This window comes from Streptomyces chartreusis, assembly GCF_008704715.1.
GTDB lineage: Bacteria > Actinomycetota > Actinomycetes > Streptomycetales > Streptomycetaceae > Streptomyces > Streptomyces chartreusis.
In genome coordinates this window covers 6,027,807-6,047,972 of the sequence record NZ_CP023689.1, presented here as the reverse complement: position 1 = coordinate 6,047,972, position 20,166 = coordinate 6,027,807, and the positions used below count along the sequence as shown (strand labels likewise).

Annotated in this window: 17 protein-coding genes; 2 read left to right on the top strand and 15 right to left on the bottom strand. The window is 71.3% G+C overall.

All coding sequences use genetic code 11. The features are described 5' to 3' along the window. Positions 1-35 precede the first annotated feature (35 nt). From CP983_RS26520 to CP983_RS26510, 3 genes are all read right to left on the bottom strand, one after another. Complete coding sequence (locus CP983_RS26520; protein ID WP_271664117.1) at positions 36-818, bottom strand: anti-sigma factor family protein; 783 nt, start codon at positions 816-818, stop codon at positions 36-38. Positions 819-877: 59 nt separating this feature from the next. Beyond that, positions 878-1,399, bottom strand: a complete 522-nt coding sequence (locus tag CP983_RS26515) for a sigma-70 family RNA polymerase sigma factor (protein ID WP_010039908.1) — start codon at positions 1,397-1,399, stop codon at positions 878-880. A gap of 319 nt (positions 1,400-1,718) precedes the next feature. Further along, the gene (locus CP983_RS26510; RefSeq protein WP_107905689.1) at positions 1,719-2,315 is read right to left on the bottom strand and encodes a CGNR zinc finger domain-containing protein; all 597 of its coding nucleotides are present in this window, start codon (positions 2,313-2,315) and stop codon (positions 1,719-1,721) included. Positions 2,316-2,534: 219 nt separating this feature from the next. On the opposite strand from CP983_RS26510, the gene CP983_RS26505 reads away from it, so the two are divergent. Further along, positions 2,535-3,047, top strand: a complete 513-nt coding sequence (locus tag CP983_RS26505; RefSeq protein ID WP_150502256.1) for an anthrone oxygenase family protein — start codon at positions 2,535-2,537, stop codon at positions 3,045-3,047. 135 nt (positions 3,048-3,182) lie between these two features. Here CP983_RS26505 and CP983_RS26500 read toward each other — a convergent pair whose 3' ends face one another. The 7 genes from CP983_RS26500 to CP983_RS26470 form a co-directional block, all read right to left on the bottom strand. Further along, positions 3,183-4,334: a uroporphyrinogen-III synthase gene (locus CP983_RS26500; RefSeq protein WP_150502254.1), complete on the bottom strand. Its 1,152-nt coding sequence runs from the start codon at positions 4,332-4,334 to the stop codon at positions 3,183-3,185. Between the two features lie 156 nt (positions 4,335-4,490). Next, complete coding sequence (locus CP983_RS26495) at positions 4,491-5,873, bottom strand: nitrate/nitrite transporter (protein WP_150502252.1); 1,383 nt, start codon at positions 5,871-5,873, stop codon at positions 4,491-4,493. A gap of 188 nt (positions 5,874-6,061) precedes the next feature. After that, complete coding sequence (locus tag CP983_RS26490) at positions 6,062-6,961, bottom strand: hypothetical protein (RefSeq protein WP_150502250.1); 900 nt, start codon at positions 6,959-6,961, stop codon at positions 6,062-6,064. A gap of 144 nt (positions 6,962-7,105) precedes the next feature. Next, positions 7,106-8,434, bottom strand: a complete 1,329-nt coding sequence (locus CP983_RS26485; protein ID WP_150502248.1) for an acyltransferase family protein — start codon at positions 8,432-8,434, stop codon at positions 7,106-7,108. Beyond that, positions 8,431-10,635 carry a bifunctional polysaccharide deacetylase/glycosyltransferase family 2 protein gene (locus CP983_RS26480; protein ID WP_150502246.1) on the bottom strand — a complete coding sequence of 735 codons (2,205 nt, stop codon included), beginning with the start codon at positions 10,633-10,635 and terminating at the stop codon, positions 8,431-8,433. The genes CP983_RS26485 and CP983_RS26480 overlap by 4 nt, the downstream gene beginning before the upstream one ends. Next, positions 10,635-11,774, bottom strand: a complete 1,140-nt coding sequence (locus CP983_RS26475; RefSeq protein WP_150502244.1) for a hypothetical protein — start codon at positions 11,772-11,774, stop codon at positions 10,635-10,637. Before CP983_RS26475 ends, CP983_RS26480 begins: the two co-directional genes overlap by 1 nt. A gap of 298 nt (positions 11,775-12,072) precedes the next feature. Then, a complete protein-coding gene (locus tag CP983_RS26470; RefSeq protein ID WP_150502242.1) occupies positions 12,073-13,044 on the bottom strand; it encodes a LysR family transcriptional regulator in 972 nt (323 codons plus the stop codon). Positions 13,045-13,127: 83 nt separating this feature from the next. On the opposite strand from CP983_RS26470, the gene CP983_RS26465 reads away from it, so the two are divergent. Next, entirely contained in the window at positions 13,128-14,426 is a 1,299-nt protein-coding gene (locus CP983_RS26465; RefSeq protein WP_150502240.1) for an MFS transporter, read from the top strand. Here the strand turns inward: CP983_RS26465 and CP983_RS26460 are convergent. The 5 genes from CP983_RS26460 to CP983_RS26440 all read right to left on the bottom strand — a co-directional run bounded on the left by CP983_RS26460 (position 14,410) and on the right by CP983_RS26440 (position 20,126). Then, positions 14,410-15,783: a cytochrome P450 gene (locus CP983_RS26460; protein WP_150502238.1), complete on the bottom strand. Its 1,374-nt coding sequence runs from the start codon at positions 15,781-15,783 to the stop codon at positions 14,410-14,412. The two genes, CP983_RS26465 and CP983_RS26460, sit on opposite strands and share 17 nt — an antisense overlap. 69 nt (positions 15,784-15,852) lie before the next feature. Continuing rightward, entirely contained in the window at positions 15,853-17,445 is a 1,593-nt protein-coding gene (gene dacB / locus CP983_RS26455) for a D-alanyl-D-alanine carboxypeptidase/D-alanyl-D-alanine endopeptidase (RefSeq protein ID WP_150502237.1), read from the bottom strand. A 49-nt stretch (positions 17,446-17,494) separates the two neighbouring features. Further along, on the bottom strand, positions 17,495-18,478 hold the full coding sequence (locus CP983_RS26450; protein ID WP_150502235.1) for an extracellular catalytic domain type 1 short-chain-length polyhydroxyalkanoate depolymerase: 984 nt from the start codon (positions 18,476-18,478) through the stop codon (positions 17,495-17,497). A gap of 77 nt (positions 18,479-18,555) precedes the next feature. Beyond that, positions 18,556-19,113 carry a hypothetical protein gene (locus CP983_RS26445; RefSeq protein WP_150502233.1) on the bottom strand — a complete coding sequence of 186 codons (558 nt, stop codon included), beginning with the start codon at positions 19,111-19,113 and terminating at the stop codon, positions 18,556-18,558. Then, positions 19,110-20,126, bottom strand: coding sequence for a DUF4232 domain-containing protein (locus CP983_RS26440; protein ID WP_150502231.1), 1,017 nt, complete (start codon positions 20,124-20,126; stop codon positions 19,110-19,112). Before CP983_RS26440 ends, CP983_RS26445 begins: the two co-directional genes overlap by 4 nt. Positions 20,127-20,166: the final 40 nt, after the last annotated feature.

Sequence of the window (20,166 nt, the reverse complement as noted above, 5' to 3'; positions counted from 1 at the left end):
CCGTACGCGAAGGGGACCCGGAAAAGCTACGTCGACTACACGTCGACCTCGACGAGCTTGTTTCCGTCGAAGTCCATGACCTCGACATGATCGACCTCGTCGGGTGCCATGGACACGCCGCCGCTGACGTAGAGCGGGTTCCTGGCCTGCTCGGTCTTGGCGTCCGGGATGCCGTAGCCCCACTTGGGGACGGACCAGGAGGCCGCCGTCTCGCGCTGGCCGTCCTTGCCGACGAAGATCAGGGAACATTTGAGCGGGCCCTTGACGCCCTTGAGCTCAAGACCCGTCTGGGTGCCCCAGGGCTTCCCGTCCAGGCCGACGGTCGCGGTGACCCCGGTCTTCGCGTCGGAACCCGAGACCTTGTTCTCGATGCCGGTGAACAGGTCCTTGGCCGGGTTCGCCGCGGCCACGACCCGGTTGCCGTCGTCACCACCGCTGTCGCTGCCGCCACTGGCCGCCATCGCGGCGAACGGGCCGGCGACGATCAGCGCGGCGGCCGCGGCCACCATGTAGAAACTGCGCCGGCGCTTCTGGGCGCGGTGCTCGGCGACCTCGTCCACGAGGTTGTGCACGATGCGCGGGCTGGGCTTCGCCGACAGGGACTCACCGATCGCGGGTGAACCGGATCCGGGCAGGTCCGCGAGCGCGGCCAGCATCGGTTCCATTCCGGCGAGTTCGTCCAGTTGCTGGGCGCACCATTCGCAGGTCGCGAGATGAGCCTCGAAAGCGGTTGCCTCGGCGTCGTCGAGAATCCCGAGGGCGTAGGCGCCGACGGTTTCGTGCTCGCTCGGGCCCGGTCGTCCCTGCATGGGGCTCATGGACCCAGACATACCCGAACCGCCCATCCCGAATCCCTGGTTTCCCCCGTAAACACTCATCACGCCGTCACCCCCCGCTCCTCCAGAGCCAGCTTCATCGACCGCAGGGCATAGAAAACCCTTGAGCGAACGGTGCCACTGGGTATGCCCAGCGTCTCGGCCGCCTCATTGACCGTACGCCCCTTGAAGTACGTCTCGACCAGAACCTCCCGGTGGGCGGGGGTCAGGTCGTCGAGTGCGTCCGACAGCGTCATCAGCCACAGCGCCTTGTCGATCTCGTCCTCCGCGGGGATGACCTCCAGCGGCGACGGATCGACCTCCTGCGGCCGGGCCTGCCGGCTGCGGTGGCCGTCGATGACGATGCGCCGGGCGACCGTCACCAGCCAGGGGCGTACCGATCCGGTCGCTCGATTGAGCTGTCCGGCGTTCTTCCAGGCACGGATGAGCGTCTCCTGCACAACGTCCTCTGCTCGTTGCCGGTCACCGGCGACCAGTCGAAGGACATACGCAAGGAGGGGTCCGGCGTGCTCTCTGTACAGCGCACGCATCAGCTCCTCATCAGGTTCCGAGGGCTGGGACATGCGATGTCGGGCCCTCGATCCACGTTCATTGGCCACGACGGAATCCTTGCGCACGCCCACCTCCGATGTCCGGGGGTTCCCCCAGTCGGTCGCTCGACTACCCGTACGGAAGGGGCGCGTTGGGTGTTCAAAGTGAGGCGACAGTTTTCTTCCGAGTGACGTGACGAGCTGGACATGGCAGCACATTCCCACCGCGCGATCTTTACATTTCCGTCACATCGGCAAGATCATCTCCACGCTTCCCTACGGTGGCGTAGGTAAACGGCATGTAATCGAAATCACTTCGACGACCGTTTCACAGAAGCCGCATAACGGACTGTCAGGCTCGGGTGAGTGCCGTTCGGCGACGATGCCGGGCCACCCTTTCGCGGTTCCCGCAGACCTCACTGGAGCACCAACGCCTCCTGCGCCCCCGTGAGGTGTCGAGGTAGACGATGGGGCAGTTGTCCCCTTCGCACTCTCTGAGCGCGGCCCGCGCGACGGGGTCCGTGAGCAGCTCCAGCGCGTCCCGGGCGACGGCCCCGAGGAGCGCGGCGCACTCCGGCGGATGATCCAACTCCCGCACCAGCGTGCCGTCCTCCCCGCGTACGGCACGCGGGGCCGGGGGCGCGGCGAGGGCGACGTCGTTAACCCGGGCGAGCGCGATGTCGTACGACGGCCAGGGCTCGGGGGCGAGCGAGCCGCGCACCAACTGTCCTATTCGTCCGCGTAGTTCACGGAAGTCCACCAGCCAGGGCGGGCCGGCGTGGGCCAGCGGGGTGCCGGGCGGGACGAGACCGGCGCCGACTATCCAGGCACACAGCACCTCGACGGAGTCGAACCGTTCCTCCGGGTGTGTGGTCGCGAGGAGATCCAGAGAGATCCGCCCGGCGTCGAAGCGCAGTTCGTACGGGTCCGTGGCCGTACCCAGTGCCATGTGCCTGTCACCGCCTAGGGGTCAACCCGGTCAGGAGGGGTCGGTGAGATGCCGTGAGGAGAGCTGGGGGGAGATCTGGGGGAACCGTTCCCCCTTACAGTGCCTGCCCCGCGGCGGGGCCGGAACCCCTCGTACCGGCGGTTGGCGCTGGACGACCGCGTATGCGGCTGCGCGTGACGGCCATGTTCGGGGCGCCCGCGCGGCCGTTGACTGGGGGGCATGACACGAAACGACACGATCGCCGGAACGGTACTGGGCGCGGCCACGGTCGCGACCGCCCTGATCGCCGGGGCCTTCTACATCTTCGCCTGCGCCGTGATGCCGGCGCTGGCACGCAGCGACGACCGGGTGTTCGTCGACGTCATGCGCGACATCAACGACGTGATCCAGAACCCGGTGTTCCTGCTCGGCTTCCTCGGGGCGCTGGTGCTGACGGGGGTGTCGGCGTGGCAACTGCGCGCCCGGCCCTACCGGTGGTGGGTGTGGGGAGCGCTGATGGCCTACGGGCTGGCGTTCCTGGTGACGGTCGCCTTCAACATCCCACTGAACAACGGCCTCACGGAGGCGGGGTCGCCGAGCGCGCTGCGGGAGGAGTTCGAGGATCCGTGGGTGGCTTGGAATGTGGTGCGGGCGGTGCTGTCGACGGTGGCGGTGGGGTGTCTGGGGCGGGCGTTGGTGGGATACGGCCGGGCTCAGCGCCGGTCGGCGCCCACCAGCCCGTCCGGCGTGTGACAGCGGGCCGGTCCGCCCCCCCCTTTGAGCCCGTCCGGCGTTTGAGGACGAGGCCCGTTCAGGGCCGATGCGGGGGTCCGGGGGCGGCAGCCCCCGGGGACGGGACGGGTAGGGGCGGCGGGGGCGAAAAGAACCTCACGCGTCCGCGTACTTCGCGTCCGCCGCCGGATCCAACGCCAGCCGATACCCCCGCTTCACCACCGTCTGGATCAACTTCGGCGCCCCGAGGGCCGCCCGCAACCGAGCCATCGCCGTCTCCACCGCATGCTCGTCCCGCCCGGCCCCCGGCAACGCCCGCAACAGCTCCGCACGCGCGACCACCCACCCGGGCCGCCGCGACAACGCCCGCAGCAACGACATCCCCGCAGGCGGCACCGGCCGCAGCGCGCCGTCCACCAGGACCGCGTGCCCCCGGATCTCCACCCGGTGACCGGCGATCGGCAACGACCGGGCCCGCCCGGGAAGTTCCTGGCAGAGCAACTGCACGAGCGGCCCGAGCCGGAAGCGTTCGGGCTGGACGGTGTCGACGCCGAGGGCCTGGAGCGGCAGGGCGGTGACCGGCCCGACACAGGCAGGAACCACGTCATGGGCGAGGGCGGCGAGCAGTTCGGGCAGCAGCCCCCGCTCCTCCGCCCGCGACAGCAGCGACGCCGCGGCGGGCGCGCTGGTGAAGGTGACGGCGTCGAGGCCACGGGAGACCGCGGCGTCCAGCAGCCGGTCCACCGGCCCGATGTCCTCCGGCGGCAGCCACCGGTACACCGGCACCCCGAGCACCTCCGCTCCCCCGGCCCGCAGCGACTCCACGAACCCGGGCAGCGGCTCCCCGTGCAGCTGTATGGCGATACGGCGCCCCTCGACGCCCTCCTCCAGCAGCCGGTCCAGCACCTCGGCCATGGACTCGCTGGACGGGGACCACTCCTCGGTCAGCCCGGCGGCCCGCACCGCGCCCTTGACCTTGGGCCCGCGAGCGAGCAGCTCGACCCCCCGCAACCGCTCCAGCAGATCCTCACCGAGCCCCCACCCGTCGGCGGCCTCGATCCACCCCCGGAACCCGATCGCGGTCGTGGCGACCACGACGTCCGGCGTCCGCTGGATGATCTCCTTGGTGGCCGCGAGCAGCTCGCTGTCGTCGGCGAGCGGCACGATCCGCAGGGCGGGGGCGTGCAGGACGACGGCACCGCGCCGCTGGAGCAGCGCTCCGAGCTCGTCGGCGCGGCGCGCGGCGGTCACGCCCACGGTGAACCCCGCGAGGGGCCCGTGTTCGGGTTGCTGCTGTTCGTCGTACATAAACTCTCGTCCCGCACTCGAGTCGTGTTGCCTGCCTCAGGTGAGCACACCATCGGGTGTTCCTGAACGCACCCGTGGTGGTCCCATCTGCATGCCGATCGAGCCTGTCAACGGTGCGTGACAGGCTCGGTTCGGCCGTATGTCGGCGGTGTTACGTCACACCTCGGCGTAGCTGAGCTGCGGCTTTGCCTCCGTGGCCGGTGTGGCGTCGGTCTCGGTGACAGCCGGGCGGCGAAGGTATACGGCCCAGGTGACCACGAAGCAGAGGCCGTAGAAGGCGAGGAAGGCGACGAAGGCACCGGTGCCGGAGCCCACGGTGAGGAAGGACTGGCGGAAGGCGAGGTTGATGCCGAGTCCGCCGAGCGCGCCCACCGCGCCGATGAGCCCCATGGAGGCGCCGGAGAGCCGGCGGCCGTGAGCGGCGGCCTCCTCGCCGTCCAGTCCCTTGGCGAGGGCCTTGGCGTGGAAGATGCCGGGGATCATCTTGAACGTCGAGCCGTTGCCGAGCCCGCTGAGCACGAACAGGGCGATGAACGCGGTGGTGAACAGCGGCAGGGACTTCTGCATCGAGGCCACGACGATCACGGCGGTCGCGGCGGCCATGGCGACGTAGTTCCACAGCGTGATCTTCGCGCCGCCGAACCGGTCCGCGAGCGCGCCGCCGACGGGGCGGATCAGGGAGCCGAGCAGCGGGCCGATGAAGGTGACGTAGGCGGCCTGGAGGGGCGTACGGCCGAACTGGGTCTGGAGGACCAGCCCGAAGGCGAAGGAGTACCCGATGAAGGAACCGAAGGTGCCGATGTAGAGGAAGGACATGATCCAGGTGTGGGGGTCCCTGGCCGCGTCCTTGGCGGCGCCGGTGTCGTTCCTGACGGACGAGATGCTGTCCATCTTCAGCCAGGCGAGGGTCGCGGCGATCACGATGAACGGGATGTAGATCCCGAGCAGCAGGCGCGGGCCGCCGCTGGCGCCGATGACGGCGAGACCGACGAGCTGTACGACCGGGACGCCGATGTTGCCGCCGCCGGCGTTGAGTCCGAGGGCCCAGCCCTTCTTGCGGAGCGGGAAGAAGGCGTTGATGTTGGTCATGCTGGAGGCGAAGTTGCCGCCGCCGACGCCGGCCAGCATCGCGCACACCAGGAAGGTGCCGAACGACGTCCCCGGCTCCATGACCGTGAACGCGGCGACCGTCGGCACGAGCAGCAGGCTGGCCGAGATGACCGTCCAGTTCCGGCCACCGAAGACGGCGACGGCGAAGGTGTAGGGCACGCGGACGATGGCGCCGACCAGCGTGGCCATCGAGACGATGGTGAACTTGTCGGCGGGGGTCAGTCCGTACTCCGGCCCCATGAACAGCACCATCACGGACCACAGGGTCCAGATCGAGAACCCGATGTGCTCGGAGAGCACGGAGAAGAAGAGGTTCCGCCGGGCGATCTTCTCCCCGGTCTCGTTCCAGAAGGCCTCGTCCTCGGGGTCCCAGTGCTCGATCCAGTGGCCTCCCCTGCTCGCGACGGGGGCTGGGCTAGGGGATGTCATGTCGCCTCCACGGTCTTCGGACTCGATCGCACCACGCCTATGAGTGGCTGATCCCGAAGGTAGGGAGAGCGCGTTTCCTGCCTGTGGCACCGAGTGACCGGAAAGGAACTTTGCTCTCACCGGGTGGGGAGGTGGGATGAGAGGTTCCCTGACCGCGCCCCTCCGTAAGGCCCCCTGATACGGAGACCTCAGTGCTGCTGGGGCGGCTGCCAGTGGGGGTTCTGCTGGGGGTACGGCGGCTGCGGGGCGCCCTGCTGGGGGTAGCCGTACGGCTGCTGCTGGGGCGGCGGGTAGTGGCCGGGGGCGGCGGGCTGCTGGTTGCCGTAGGGGGCGGCCGGGGGCTGAGTGCCGTAAGGGGCGGCCGGGGCGGGCTGATGACCATAGGCACCCGGAGCCGGCTGATGGCCGTACGGCCCGTACGGCCCCGGGGCGGGCTGCTGGTTGCCGTAGGGACCGTTGGCGACGCCGCCGAACGGATTCCCGTGCCCCGGCAGCTGCCCGCCCGGCGGCAGATACCGCACGCGCCCGCTCTCATCGGTCACCGGCATGAAGCCGGCGGCCTGGAGCCGGGCGGCGAACTTGGCGTTGCGCTTCCGCGTCACGACGAGCCCGACCCCGAGCAGGGCCATGAGCCCGACCCACCCGAGTCCGGCGAAGAGGATGGCATCGCCGTCCCCGCCGGCCTTCGCGACGGCGAGCACGAACCCGAGGGTGATGCCGCCGGCCGCCCAGTACATCTTCTTCTCGGCGTGTTTGCCGGTGAGGTCGAAATTGATGCGGGCCTTGAGGAGTTCGTGCGCGTCGGGCACGAGGGGCGGCACGGAGACCCCGTCACCGGCGTTCGGATACTGCGCCCAGTTCTGCGCGGCACGGGCACGGGCCTGCGGGCTCGGGTCGGGCACGATCAGCATCACGAGCGCGTTGTTGCGCCCGCCGCTCTGCCGTACGTCCATGTACTCGTAGCCGAACTGCTGGGCGATGAAGGCGAGCTTGGCGAGCTTCTTCACGGAGGCCATCGGACTGGTGAGCTCGACGGGCTCCCCGGTCGCGATCAACCGCAGCATCTTCTGCACCTGCCGCTTACTCATCAGCACAGCTCCCCCCGGCCCCAAACCCCTCGGGCCACCCCGTTCACGTCCGCAACCCGGCCAGTCTTCCACGGGGTTCCGACAGCGAGTACGGCGGTCGGCCCGGTTCCGTGATCAGCAGAACCAGGCCGACCCGGTGCGCCTCTATTTCGCGCGGTGGCCCGCTCGGGAGGTGTTCCTTCGGCGGGGCTTCGTTTTCTTGGTGCCGTTCGGCCACAGCCTCGGGCTTCGTTTTGCTGCGATGTCCTCCACCCAGCCCACCGCCAGGATGGCCAGGCCGATGAGGGGCCAGACGAGGAAGAACATCCAGATCATGTAGGTCGAGTCGAGGGCCGCTGTGGCTCGTTCGTCCTGCATGAAGGGGAGTTCGTAGAGGCGGTCGAGGATCGGGACCGTGGCCATGATCAGGAGGTTGTGCCAGAGGTAGATGGTGACCGCTCGGTTGTTGGAGAGGGTCACCAGCTTGTCCCACTTGGCGAGTCTGCCCGGGAGTTCCTGCCAGGACGGGGAGTACTGGAGGAGGATCACCACGAAGCCGAAGGACCAGGTGGCCTGGGCCAGCGGGATGTCGTTGAGGTCCCAGCCGTCCGGGCCCAGGTGGCCCGAGGCCCACCACAGGCCGAAGGCCATCACGAGGGCCGCGCAGGAGACCGCCACGTAGCGCGGGATCTTCGCGAGGAACCCGTCGTGGTGGGCCATGCCCAGGACCCAGCAGCTGCCGTAGACCGCGAAGTCGGTGACCGCGTTGCCCGTCTCACCGGGGATCGTGACGATGCCCGTGCCCACGACGGCCGTCAGACCGAGCGGGGCGAGCAGCGTCGGCCACGGCGCCCGGCGGAACGCCCACAGCAGCAGCGGCGACGCCACGACGAACCACAGATAGGCGCGCAGATACCAGAGCACACCTGCGGCCTGCACCGCCCACGTGTCCTCCAGCAGGCCCGACTTGGAGCCGATGTGCCAGGGGAACGGCGGAGCGCCGATGGGAACGATGTAGTTGATCAGGTCGACCAGGCCCCAGGTGCCCCCGTGGTCGGGGTCCTTCACCGGGTTCCAGCCACCCGCGAACATCATCGCCAGCGCCACCGCGCTGAACACCCACAGGGGCGGGAGCAGACGCCGGACACGGCCCCTGATCACACCCCATGCCGGACGCTTCAGGGAACGCGCCATCAGCGAGCCGGCCAGCGCGAACATCACGCCCATGGACGGGAACAGCACCGTCAGCCAGGCCCAGCCGAAGAGGTGGTAGACCACGACGCGGACCAGGGCGATGGAGCGGAGCAGGTCCAGGTAGCGGTCCCGGCCCGGCTTCTTGGGCGCGGACGCGGGCGCAGGCGGTTCGGCGGCGGCCGGCTCGGGCTCCGGCTCCGTTACGCGCTGCTGCGGCACACCGTACGGCGCCGTCGGCCAGGCGGGATCCGACGGTCCGGCGTGCGCGCCGGTGTCCGTCGGCTGGTATCCGTGCGTCATCCGACCGGCCTCCGATCACCGTCGCGCGTGCCCGCCGAGCGCTGCCGCGGCACGGGGCCGCCGGGCGCCTCGACCACACCGGTGCGGCGCAGCTTCTGCCAGCGCAGGCGGCCGCCGGTGAGCGCCGTGATCCAGGACTGGAGCAGGACGACGTACATGAGCTGGCGATAGAGGATCTGCTGGAGCGGCAGGGAGATGAGGTGGGTCATGCGTTCCTTGTCCAGGCGGAAGGCGTACGCGGCGCAGACCACCTGGATGGCCAGGACGCCGAGCCAGGCGCCGATGGTCTTCTCCGTCGGACCGAAGATCAGGCCGTAGAGGAGGAAGACGTCGATCAGCGGGGCCAGCAGCGGGGCGAGGACCATGAAGAGGGAGACCAGGGGCAGTCCGACCCTGCCGAAGCGGCCCGAGGGGCCCTTCTCCACCAGTGCCTTGCGGTGCTTCCAGATCGCCTGCATGGTGCCGTACGACCACCGGTAGCGCTGCGACCACAGCTGCTGGACCGACTCCGGGGCCTCGGTCCAGGCGCGCGCGTTCTCGGCGTAGACGACGCGCCAGCCGTCGCGGTGCATCGCCATGGTGATGTCGGTGTCCTCGGCGAGCGTGTCGTCGCTCATGCCGCCGACCCGCTCCAGGGCCGTGCGGCGGAACGCGCCGACCGCGCCCGGGATGGTCGGCATGCAGCGCAGCATGTCGTACATCCGGCGGTCGAGGTTGAAGCCCATCACGTACTCGATGTGCTGCCAGGCGCCGATCAGCGAGTCGCGGTTGCCGACCTTCGCGTTGCCGGCGACGGCGCCCACGCGCCGGTCGCCGAAGGGCTGCACCAGTTCCCGCACCGTCGCCGGTTCGAAGACGGTGTCGCCGTCCATCATCACGATGATGTCGTAGCGGGCGTTGGCCAGACCGCGGTTGAGGGCGGCCGGCTTGCCGGCGTTCATCTGCCGCACGACGCGGACGTTCGGCAGGCCCATCGCCTCGACGATCCGGGCCGTGCCGTCGCTCGACCCGTCGTCGATGACGATCACCTCGATCGGGTGCTCGCTCGCCATCAGCGACCGGACGGTGTTCTCGATGCACTTGGCCTCGTTGTACGCGGGGACCAGCACCGACACCGGTTCGGTGACCTGCGGGCCCCAGCGGAAGCCCTTGCGGCGCACCCGGCGTGCGTGGACGCCCGACAGCAGCAGCATCAGCAGGAACCGGCTGATGACCAGGAAGCCGATCACCGACAGGCCGACGACCAGCACGCCCGTGATGTTGTCCGACGCCTGGACGAGGAAGATCCAGGCCTTGCCCTTCCAGCGGTCGAGGCCGGTGACCTCGGTGTGCGCGCTGGGGGCGCCGAGGGCCTCGGTGAGGTTGTCGAACTCGTACCCGTCGGCCTTCATCTCCGGCAGGAACGTGTCCAGCGCCTGGACGGTCTGGTGCCGGTCGCCGCCGGAGTCGTGCATCAGGACGATCGCGCCCTTGCCGCCCTTGGGCGTGGCCCGGCGGATGATCTCGTCGACGCCGGGCTTGCGCCAGTCCTCACTGTCGGTGTTGTTGACGACCGTGATGTAGCCGCGCTTGCCGATGTACTCGGTGACCGGCCAGGACTTGTTGTCCATGGCGTCGGCGAAGGAGGAGTACGGCGGGCGGAACAGGGAGGTGCGGATGCCGGCCGCGCCGCTGATCGCCAGCTGGTTCTGGGACAGCTCCCAGTCGATGCGCTTCTTCGACTGGAAGGACAGGTCGGGGTGGTTGAAGGTGTGCAGGCCGATCTCGTGGCCCTCTTCGACCATCCGCCGGACCAGGTCCGGGTAGCGGGAGGCCATGGTCCCGGTGACGAAGAAGACCGCGTGCGCGTCGTGCTCCTTGAGCACGTCCAGCACCCTGGGCGTCCAGGTCGGGTCGGGGCCGTCGTCGAAGGTGAGGACGAGCCGGTGGTCCGGGAGGCTGAGGCTCTCGGTGCGGCCGCTGCGGGTGTCGATGACCGGGCCGCCCTCCAGGATCTTCTCAGGCACCTGGTCGGAGGAGGCGGGCGGACGGACGCGGTGGTCGGCCAGGATCTCGCTGTGCACATACCCCCGCAGCATCAACATCGCCATCAGCGCGACGAGGACGAGCGAGGGCAGCAGCAGGCGCATGGGCACGCGTCGGCGCCGGGAGCCGTCGGGGGCTCCGGTCGCGGGCCCGTGACGGCGGGTGCGGGAGGCCATCAGAAGGTGTACTCCGGGGACGGGGCGGCGAGCGCGGAGGTGTTGGTGCCGGGCTCCTCCGCTAGAGGAGAGGGATCGCTCGGGCCGTTCGCGACCGTCCCGGATGCGGGCTCGTCGGTCGTCACGGGATCGGTCGGCTCCTCGGTGGGGCCGCCGCCGTCCGTCGGGCTCGGGTCGGGGTCGCTGGTGGTGGGCTGGGTGGGCGGATCCGGGTCCGGGGTGGAACCGGTGCCCGGCTTGGTGATGCTCTTCGTGGCCGTCGGCTTCGGGTCGGCCGAGGTGCCGGGGTTCTCGGCGGTGGCCGAGGCGCCGGACGCACTCGCGTCGGCACCCGGGGACGCGGTGGCGTCCGTGCTCGCCGTCGGCGAAGTGCCGGGCGAGACGCTGCCGGTGGCGGACGGCTGCGGTGCCGACTCCGCGGGCAGCGGCGGGGTGTCGACCTGGCCGGCCGGCTTCTCCTTGGGGTTCTCGACGGGCAGCCAGGGCGCGTCGGAGTTGCCGGAGAGCAGCGTGGCGACGATGACCACGGCGTAGACCGCGCAGGCCAGGCCGACCGCCATGCCTATCCGGCGGAAGCGGCGGCTGCGGCGGCCCGACTCGTCGACGAACACCGGTCCGTCGGAGTTCTCGCTGCTGCGCGGGGCGTCCTTGGCCGCGCGCAGCATGTTGTCGAGGTGGAGGCCGACGCCGTCGAGCTGGACGGTGACCTCGTGCGGGTCGTGGGTCGCGCCGGGTCCGTCGGACCGCGCGGACCGCGTCGGCCGCTCGGACTCCCCCGGCTGGTCGGCCCACGGGTCGCGTACGGCGGGCGCGGGACGCGTCTCACCGGCAGGCGCGGGACGCGTCTCACCGGCCGCCGGGTAGGCGTCGGTTCGGCGTGCCGAGGGGCGGTCGAAGGCCGACCAGCCGTCCGCCCGGGCGGAGTCGGGCCGGCGTGCGTCCGACCCGTCGCCGGGTATGCGTGTGTCGGCCGACCCGACCGACGGCAGTACCGCGGTCCGGTCGGCATCGGCCGCGGACGCCCCGGGGGCGCCTCGCAGGACCTGTGTCTCATCGGCGTCCGAGTAGGCACGCCCGCCACCGTGGAGTATCTCCGTCTCCCTTGCTTCGGATCGGGAGCGATGGCTGGGACCAGGCACACCGGCCACGGCTGTCTCGCCGGTAGCCGGAAAGGCCTGGGTGTCACCCCTCGAAGCCCCCACGGAAGAACCCCCGCCGGAACCCGGCGCCGATGCGACATCGGGCCACTCCGGTTGGGCGTCTTCTCGCCACTTCTTCACGCGCACGCACATCCCCCCACGGGACCGTTCTGGGCGCGCGTACGACACTGAGCACACGCCGCCGTACCGAGCCCCCACCCGGCCGAGCGCCCCCCTTTACCACAACGTGCTCAGGCCACGAATGTAGCGCACGCGGAGGTTTTGTGGTTCCAGCGTGTCAATTGTGCACTCTCATACTGGCCGAATCCATGGCCGGAATCCATCCATCGGCGGGTCTGCGGAGCCATCTTTCCTCCGCCGAGACCTCGGCCGCCGCCCGTCGAAGAGCGTCGAAGGCGGGGTGCACCAGCCCCTTCCGCCACACCAGGGACACGGGAGAGAGCGGCACGGGATCCACGAGCGGACGCAGCACCGTTCTCGGCATGGCCGGAAAGTCCACCACGGCGAGGATCGGGTTCCGCGTCTTGGCCATGATCCTCTGGAACTCCTCGTCACCGATCGCGAGCGGCGCGGGCGCGGCCAGCTCGATGCCCCGCTCCTCGAACAGCCGGCGCGCGAGGTCGGTCCACTCCGGCGTACGGGGGTTCCCGGCGCCCGCGTATACGGTCTCGCCGGCCAGCGCGGACAGCGGCACCAGCGACTTTTCGGCCAGCGGGTGGTCCTCGGGCAGCAGGATCGCCATCGGCTCGAAACGTACGGGTTGGTGGTCCAGGCCGGCCCGCAGCGCCGGGTCCAGTCCGGCGAACCGTCCGAAGGAGCAGTCCAGCCGGCCCGCCACCATCTCGGCGGCGGCGCCCGTCAGACCGCTCTCGTAGCGGGCCATGAGCTCCAGTTCGGGGGCGAGCGCGCGGGCCCGGTGCAGCACCCTGCGGCCGGTGACCAGGCCCGGCGAGTTCAGGTCCACCAGCAGGGGGCGGGCCTGCCCGAAGGCGGCGAGCAGGTCGTCCTGCGCCTGGAGGGCGCGGCGCGCGTACGGCACCAGCCGCTCGCCGTCGCCGGTCAGGGTGACCTGCCGGGTCGTGCGCACGAACAGCTCGGCGCCCAACTCCCGCTCCAGCCGCCGTACGTCCCGGCTGAGCGCCTGCTGGGCGACGTACAGCCGTGCCGCGGCGCGGGTGAAGTGCAGCTCCTCCGCCACGGCGAGGAAGGCGCGCAGCAGGCGCGGGTCGAGGTGGGCGGGAGCGGGCATGCGCCGAACCTACAACGCAGGTGCGTGAATCCGCATCGAACAGGTGTTGGACCCCTTGATCGGCTTCCGGCGACGGTGGAGCCATGCCGCAACAGCCCGCCAGAGGAACCCGCCTGTTCACCGTCACCGCCGACACCCTCGTCGCCGTCGACTTCGGTCCCCGCACGAAGGGCCGCCCGCCCGGGCCGTACGGCCGTCTCTTCGCCCGGCCCGGCACCCGCGCCTTCACCCTCGCCAACCTTCTCGCCCGGCTCCCCATGGGCATGTTCAGCGTGAGCGCGGTCGTGATGATCGCCGGGACGAGGGGGTCGTACGCCCTCGCCGGTGCCGTGACCGCGACCGGGCTCGCGGCGACCGCGCTGGTCGCGCCCTGGACCGCGCGGCTCGTCGACCGGTACGGCCAGGCCCGGGTGGCCGTCCCCGCCACGCTCGTCGCGGCGCTGGGGAGCCTCGCGCTCCTGCTGTGCGTACGCTACGGCGCTCCGGCCTGGACCCTCTTCGCCGCGTACGCCGCCACCGCGACCACCCCCAACACCGGCGGCATGTCCCGGGCCCGCTGGGCCCACCTCCTGGACGGCGACCCCGACGCCCTGCACACCGCGAACTCCTTCGAGCAGTCCGCCGACGAGCTGTGCTTCATGCTGGGCCCGGTGCTCGCCGCCTTCCTGTGCGGGGCGTTCTTCCCGGAGGCGGGGACGCTGGTCGGGGTGGTGCTCCTGGTGACGGGCGTCCTGGCCTTCGCGGCCCAGCGCTCGACCGAGCCACCGCCGTCGGGCCGTACGGCAGCCGGGGCACCCGCGCCGTCACCGTCGCCCCTGCGCTCCCCCGGCATGCCCCCGCTCCTCGCCGTCTGTCTCGCCCTGGGCGCGGTGTTCGGGTCGATGGAGGTCGTCACGATCGCCTTCGCGGAGGCGCAGGGTCACCGCACGGCGGCAGGTGTCGTGCTCGCGCTCCAGGCGGGCGGGTCCTGCGCGGCGGGTCTGCTGTACGGCAGGGTCCGGTTCGCCGGTCCCGCCGAGGACCGTTACCCGTGGTGCGTGGCCGCGATGACCGCGCTGCTGATCCTCCCGCTGCTCGCCGCGTCCCTCACCGGCTCGCTGCTCCTGCTGTCCGCCGCGCTGCTGATCGCCGGGATGGCCACGGCGCCGACCATGATCACCAACATGACCCTGGTGCAGCGCCGCACCCCGGACGGCCGTCTCAACGAGGGCATGACCCTCGCGGTGACCGCCCTGCTCGGCGGCATCGCCTGCGGCAGCGCGGCCGGCGGATGGGTGGTGGAGCACCTCACACCGACGGCCGGCTACGGCGTACCGGTCACGGCGGCGGCGGTCGCGCTGCTCGTGACCCTGGCGGGGCCCGGCGTCAGGACCGCGCCCTGACCCGCACCCGTGCCGGGCCCTTGGCCATCAGCGTGATCCCGGCTCCCAGCGGCACCTCGCCCTCCTGCGCGTCCGTGAGCTCGAACTCCCGCAGCAGCACCGCCAGTCCCAGCACCGACTCCAGCATCGACAGGTGCTGACCGATGCAGGCTCGCGGGCCGCCGCCGAAGGGGAACCAGGCATAGCGCGGGCGCCCCGCCTCGGCCTCGGGTGTGAAGCGGGCCGGGTCGAAGCGCTCGGGGTCCGGCCAGTGGTCGGGGTGGCGGTGGGTGACCCAGGGGCTGACCAGGATGTCGGCACCGGCGGGTATCCGTACGCCGTCGATCTCCGCGTCGGCGACCGAGCGGCGGCCGACCACGGGCGCCGACGGATACAGCCGCATGGCCTCCTTCAGCACCATGGTCAGATACGGCAGCTCCTCCATGTCCGCGGCCGTGGGCGGCCGTCCGCCGGGGCCGCCGAGCACCCGGTCCACCTCCTCGCGCACCCGCCCCTGTTCCTCCGGGTGCCGGGCGAGGAGGTGCAGGGCGAAGGCGAGTGCGGTGGCGGTGGTCTCGTGGCCGGCGAGGAGGAAGATCAGCACCTGTTCGCGCAGTTCGTCGGCGTCGAGGCTGCCGTCCTCGGCGTTCTCGGCGTGCACGAGGAGCGTGACCAGGTCGTCCCCGTCCTCGCGGTCCCGGCGGCTGGCGATGATCCCGTCGCACAGCCCGAACAGCTCCGACTGGAGGCGTACGGCACGGCGGTTGGCGGGGGTGGGCCAGCTGCGGGGCGCCTTGAACGGGGAGAAGCCGCGCTTCAGCGAGTACTCCTGGAGCTGCGGCAGGGTGCGCTCGATGGTCTCGAAGGCCTGCTTCACATCCGTGCCGAACAGGATCCGGCCCACGACGTGGAGCGCGAAGCGGTGCATCTCGCCGACCAGTTCGACGTTCCCGCCGGGTGCCGCGCGCCAGACGTCGGCCAGCGCGGCGGCCTCCTCGGCGACCTGCTGCCCGTAGCCGCTCACCCGGCGCCGGGTGAACAGCGGCTGCACCAGCCGCCGTTGACGGAGGTAGACGTCGTCCTGGCTGGTGAGCAGGCCGTTGCCGACCGAGCGGCGCAGTTCCTCGTAGAAGACGTTGTCCTTGCGGAAGTTGGCCGCCTGGGTCGCCAGCACCTGCTGGGCACCCTCGGGCGAGAAGACCGCGTAGAGATCGGCGCGCAGCCCCGGCGGCCCGGCCCGGAACCGCACCACGTCACCGTGGTCGCGGCGGGCCCGAAGGTAGGCGTTGAGCGGGTCGTTGAGCAGATCGCCCATCGACCCCAGCAAGGGACTCCCCGCCACGATCGGCGCCTGGGCAACCGTCGTCGTCATCGTCATGGTTCCCCCATTCCCGGGCGGTCCCGTCGACTCGCCCTTGGGTCGCACATACCTTCGCATGGCGGGTGATCAGCAGAGGGCCGGCTTGCGCCAGCTGCACTCGATGCCGGTGTCCGTCCCGCTCCCGCGCACCGCCGCCGGACCGGCCGTCTCCGCCGTCGACCTGGCCAGTGTCACCACGATCGCGTCCTCCAGGGGTTTCACGGACGAGGCCAGGTAGTTGTTGAGGACGATGCCGTAGACGAGTTCGCGTCCGCCGGCGTCCGTGACGTAGCCGGACAGGGCCGAGGCACCTGTCAACGACCCCGTCTTCGCGCGGGCGTTGAGGGCGGCGGGGGTGCCGCACATCCGCGAGCGCAGGGTGCCTCCGACGAAGCGGTCGGGGGCACAGGCGACGGGCAGGGAGCGGTGCCAGTCGGCGTACCAGGGCTCGGAGCGCACGGCGAGGAGGAGCTGGACGAGCTGTCCGGCCGTGAAGTTGTCCATCCGTGAGAGCCCGGAGCCGTCGACCTGCCGCAGCTTGCCGGTGTCGAGGCCGACGCCCTTGAGGTAGCCGCCGATCGCCGCGAGCCCGGCGTCCCAGCTCCCCTCCCCCGAGACCTTGTGGCCCATGGCCTTGGTGAGGATCTCGGCGTGCATGTTGTTGGAGAGCTTCATGAACGGGACGAGCAGGTCCTTCAGCGGCATGGAGTCGTGGGACGCCAGCCGCCGTGCGGTCACGGGGGTCACGAGCCCGGTCCGGGTGGGTCCGGCGACCTTGACGCCGTGCTTCGCGAGCGCGTCCCGGAAGACGGCGGCGGCGTATCCGGTGGGCTCCCACACGGTCACCCACTCCTTGGCGCCCGCGCCGCCGACGGGCGTCGTACCGCTGACGACGACGGTGTTCGTGCCGTGCTCCCGTTCGACGGTGAGGTCGTTCGCGCCGCCGGCGGCGACGGTGTCGGCGTCCACCTCGATGTCGACGTAGTCGGTGTCGGGGGTGACGGTGACGACGGGTTCGTCCCCGGCAGCCGCACCCGGCCGGACCGTCACGATCACGGTGCCGGTGTCGTAGTCGGTGTCCGGCGCCACGCCCAGGGCGCTGATCTGGGCGGAGTAGTAGGACGACTCGTCGTCGGCGGCCCAGGAACGGCCCAGCCGGCGGTCGTCGAACCGGGTGTCGTCGGCGACGAGGCGGCCGTCGACGCGGGTGATCCCGGCCGCCGCGATCCGCTCGGCGAGCGCGTCGTAGTCACCGGCGAGCAGGGTGGGGTCCCCGGTGCCTCGCAGATACAGATCGCCCTTGAGCCGGGAGCCGGACTGCCGCCCGGTGGCCAGGACGTCCGTGCCGAACCGGTGGCCGGGCCCGAGGATCTCCATCGCGGCGGCCGACGTGGCGAGCTTGGTGTTGGAGGCGGGCATCAGCCGGGTGGCGGGCAGGTGCTGGTAGAGGAGTTCACCGCTCGCGGCGTCGGCGATCACGACACCCGCCACGCCGCCCTCCATCCGCGGATCACCGAGGATCTTCTCGACGGCCTCGGGCAGGCCGGTCCGGTCGGAGTCCGCACCGGCCTGCGCGCCGGGCCCCAGCACGGCGGCGGCCAGCGCCACGGCGAGAGGCCAGGTCCACAGTCTGCTACGGGAGTTCGGGCGGCTCCCGGAATCGCTCACGGGTCTGCTCATGCCTCAGCAGCATCCCGGAGAACCGCCCGCGGCGACAGAGCACCTCGGCTCAGCCCAGCCCCCAGGCCCGCCCCATCCGGTACGCGCCGCACAGATTCACGTCGAGGACGTACGCCCCGGCGGTTCCGCACTGCTCGCTCCCGCTGCCCGGATCGACGGGCTGGCCGTGCCCCATCCCGGTGATGCTGTACGTCTCCACGACCGCCCGCCCGGCCGCGTCCCGGAAGACCTGGTGCGGATACCCGGCGACCGTGTCGCTGACGTCGGCGCTCTGGTCGGCACCGTGCACATCGGTCCACTGCCGCATCAGGTCGGTCATGTTGACGGGCTTCACGGTGTAGTCGGCCGTGCCCTGGAAGGCGACCAGCGTGGGCCAGGGACCGCCGAAGCCGGGCCGGGCGGCACGCACCCGGTCGCCCCACTGCTTCGCGGTCTGCGTCGCGCCGACGTACATGCACACGTACGGCGACCCGGCGGCCTGCGCGCACCCGTACGGCAGCCCGGCCGCGATCCCGCCGGAGGCGAACTTCTCCGGGTACGCCGCCATCATCACGGAGGTCATCGCGCCCCCGGCGGACAGCCCGGTGACATACACGCGGGAGGCGTCGCCGGAGGTGTCGGCGAGCTGCCGGTCGACCATCTGGGCGACGGACGCGGCCTCGCCCTGGCCGCGCGCGATGTCGCCGGTCTGGAACCAGTTGAAGCAGGACGAGGCGTTGTTGGCGGTCTGCTGCTGCGGCAGGACGACGGAGAAGCCCCAGCGGTCGGCGAGCTGGAGCCATCCGCTGCCGGTGCCGTAGCCGGAGGCGTTCTGCGTGCAGCCGTGCAGCGCGACGACCACGGGCCGGCCGGCGGGCAGCCCGTCGGGGACGTACCGGAACATGCGCAGGGCACCGGGGTTGGTCCCGAACCCGGTCACCTCCTGGAGGGATGCGGCCGAGGCGCGGCCCGGGGTGAGGAAGGCGGCGATCAGGGCGACGAGCAGGGTCGCCAGGACAGTGACATGACGGCTTGCGGCTCTGGTCGGTGTCATGCCGAGGGACGGTAGAAGCGTGAACCACCCGCCGATATGGAGTGGGGCACCACAACGGGCGCGCCCGGCATGGGTGTTCAGCCGGTGCTCGGTCTGCGGAACTGCCGCAGGAGCGTCTTCGGATCCCGCGCGACCTGCCACAGTCCCGCGGTGAGCAGCACCAGACTGACGACGAAGCAGACCCAGAACACGAACTGGGCGCCCGTCGCGAGGTCATGGGTGCCGCCGCCCTCGTAGCGGCAGTACGCCCGGGGAGGGAACACCTCCGACACTCCGACCCCGCCGTAGCGCATGGTGCACGGGTCCTCGCCGGGGTCCTTGAGGGTGTCGTCCGCGGTGACGACCAGCAGCCACGCCAGCGCCGTCACGGGGACCGTGGCGAAGACGGTCAGCTTCGTCCAGGCCGGCAGGCGGGGGTGGCCGACGAGTCCGTTCAGCGCGACGAGGACGACCAGGTACACCGCGCCGATTCCGGCCGCGACGGCCCGCCGGTCGAACACCGCGTTCACGAGCCACATCAGCGCCACCACCGGGGGCGCGGTCAGGACGACCACCTTGATGCCGGGCGGAACACGCGGCAGGGCGAGCAGATACAGCAAGGCCGAGAACCCGAGGAGGACGAGGAACCCGGTCACGGGCGCGGGGTGCCGGCGGCGGGGTCCCGGTAGGTCTCGTCGCGCTCCCAGGGTCCGACGCCGAGCTTGCCCGTCGTCCCGAGGTCGAATTCCGGGACGACCGTCACCGGGTCCGCGCCGGGCTTCGCCCACACCCGGGCGTACGGCGCGTTCACCGGGTCGCCGGCCTGGGTGGTGTTGCGCCAAGCCAGCGTGGCCGCGGCCGCCTCGCCCGGACGCAGGACGACGGGTTGCGGGCCTCCGTCGCCGCCCAGGCCGGTGCTGATCTCGTCGGTGCCGTCGAGGATCCGTACGCCGTCGACGGTGTCGCGGTCCTCATCGAGGAGTTCCAGTTCCGGGTGGCCGTCGACCCGGTAGGGCCGGGTGCCGCAGTTGACGAGGTGCAGTCCGACGACCCGCAGCCCCATGGCCGCGTCCCCCTGGTCGGCGTACAGGCGCACCCCGGAGGCGGGGCAGGGTCCCGAGGCGGACGACGCCTCGGCGACGGGAACGCCGCGGACCTCGATCACCTTCGCGCCCGTCACCTCGGGTGCGTGCCCGGTCGTGTCCGCCATGGCGACGGTCCCCTTGACGGTCCGCCCCGGCCCGACCGCCTCGACGATCCGTTCGACGTTGTCGACGGCGCCGCCCGCCGCCGAGAGGAACCCGACGGTCACCGTGTAGGTGAGCGCCTCCGTCCCTCGGTTGGGGACCTCGAACTCCGCGCTGTAGTCGACTCCCGTGCAGCCGCTCTCCTTCCCCCAGCCGTACAGGGCGGTGACCCGGACACCGCCGTCGGCCGAACCGTCCGTGGACGGCAGGGGCAGCGGCGTCGGGGTGCCGGAAGGGCCGACGGACGGCTCGGCGGTCGGGCCGCCGCCGTACTGCGTGTACAGCGAGGGGCACAGCGCCTCGGCCCTGACCCGCCCGTCGTCACCTGCCGCGGCGTCGTCCTGGGACGCGCTCTGTGTACCGCAGGCGGAAAGCAGCAGAAGACCGACTACGACGGGGGCGGTACGGGAGGCTCTCGGCATCCGCCCACCTCACCAAGGGACCGCTCCCACGGGCTGTGGC

Bases quoted from the DNA above. Each gene is read 5' to 3' on its own strand.
- CP983_RS26510 (WP_107905689.1), bottom strand. From the start codon at position 2,315: ATGGCACTGGGTACGGCCACGGACCCGTACGAACTGCGCTTCGACGCC.
- CP983_RS26495 (WP_150502252.1), bottom strand. From the start codon at position 5,873: ATGACATCCCCTAGCCCAGCCCCCGTCGCGAGCAGGGGAGGCCACTGG.
- CP983_RS26460 (WP_150502238.1), bottom strand. From the start codon at position 15,783: ATGACGATGACGACGACGGTTGCCCAGGCGCCGATCGTGGCGGGGAGT.
- CP983_RS26520 (WP_271664117.1), bottom strand. From the start codon at position 818: ATGAGCCCCATGCAGGGACGACCGGGCCCGAGCGAGCACGAAACCGTC.
- CP983_RS26440 (WP_150502231.1), bottom strand. From the start codon at position 20,126: ATGCCGAGAGCCTCCCGTACCGCCCCCGTCGTAGTCGGTCTTCTGCTG.
- CP983_RS26480 (WP_150502246.1), bottom strand. From the start codon at position 10,635: ATGGCCTCCCGCACCCGCCGTCACGGGCCCGCGACCGGAGCCCCCGAC.
- CP983_RS26465 (WP_150502240.1), top strand. From the start codon at position 13,128: ATGCCGCAACAGCCCGCCAGAGGAACCCGCCTGTTCACCGTCACCGCC.
- CP983_RS26450 (WP_150502235.1), bottom strand. From the start codon at position 18,478: ATGACACCGACCAGAGCCGCAAGCCGTCATGTCACTGTCCTGGCGACC.
- CP983_RS26515 (WP_010039908.1), bottom strand. From the start codon at position 1,399: ATGTCCCAGCCCTCGGAACCTGATGAGGAGCTGATGCGTGCGCTGTAC.
- CP983_RS26470 (WP_150502242.1), bottom strand. From the start codon at position 13,044: ATGCCCGCTCCCGCCCACCTCGACCCGCGCCTGCTGCGCGCCTTCCTC.
- dacB (WP_150502237.1), bottom strand. From the start codon at position 17,445: ATGAGCAGACCCGTGAGCGATTCCGGGAGCCGCCCGAACTCCCGTAGC.
- CP983_RS26505 (WP_150502256.1), top strand. From the start codon at position 2,535: ATGACACGAAACGACACGATCGCCGGAACGGTACTGGGCGCGGCCACG.
- CP983_RS26500 (WP_150502254.1), bottom strand. From the start codon at position 4,334: ATGTACGACGAACAGCAGCAACCCGAACACGGGCCCCTCGCGGGGTTC.
- CP983_RS26490 (WP_150502250.1), bottom strand. From the start codon at position 6,961: ATGAGTAAGCGGCAGGTGCAGAAGATGCTGCGGTTGATCGCGACCGGG.
- CP983_RS26485 (WP_150502248.1), bottom strand. From the start codon at position 8,434: ATGACGCACGGATACCAGCCGACGGACACCGGCGCGCACGCCGGACCG.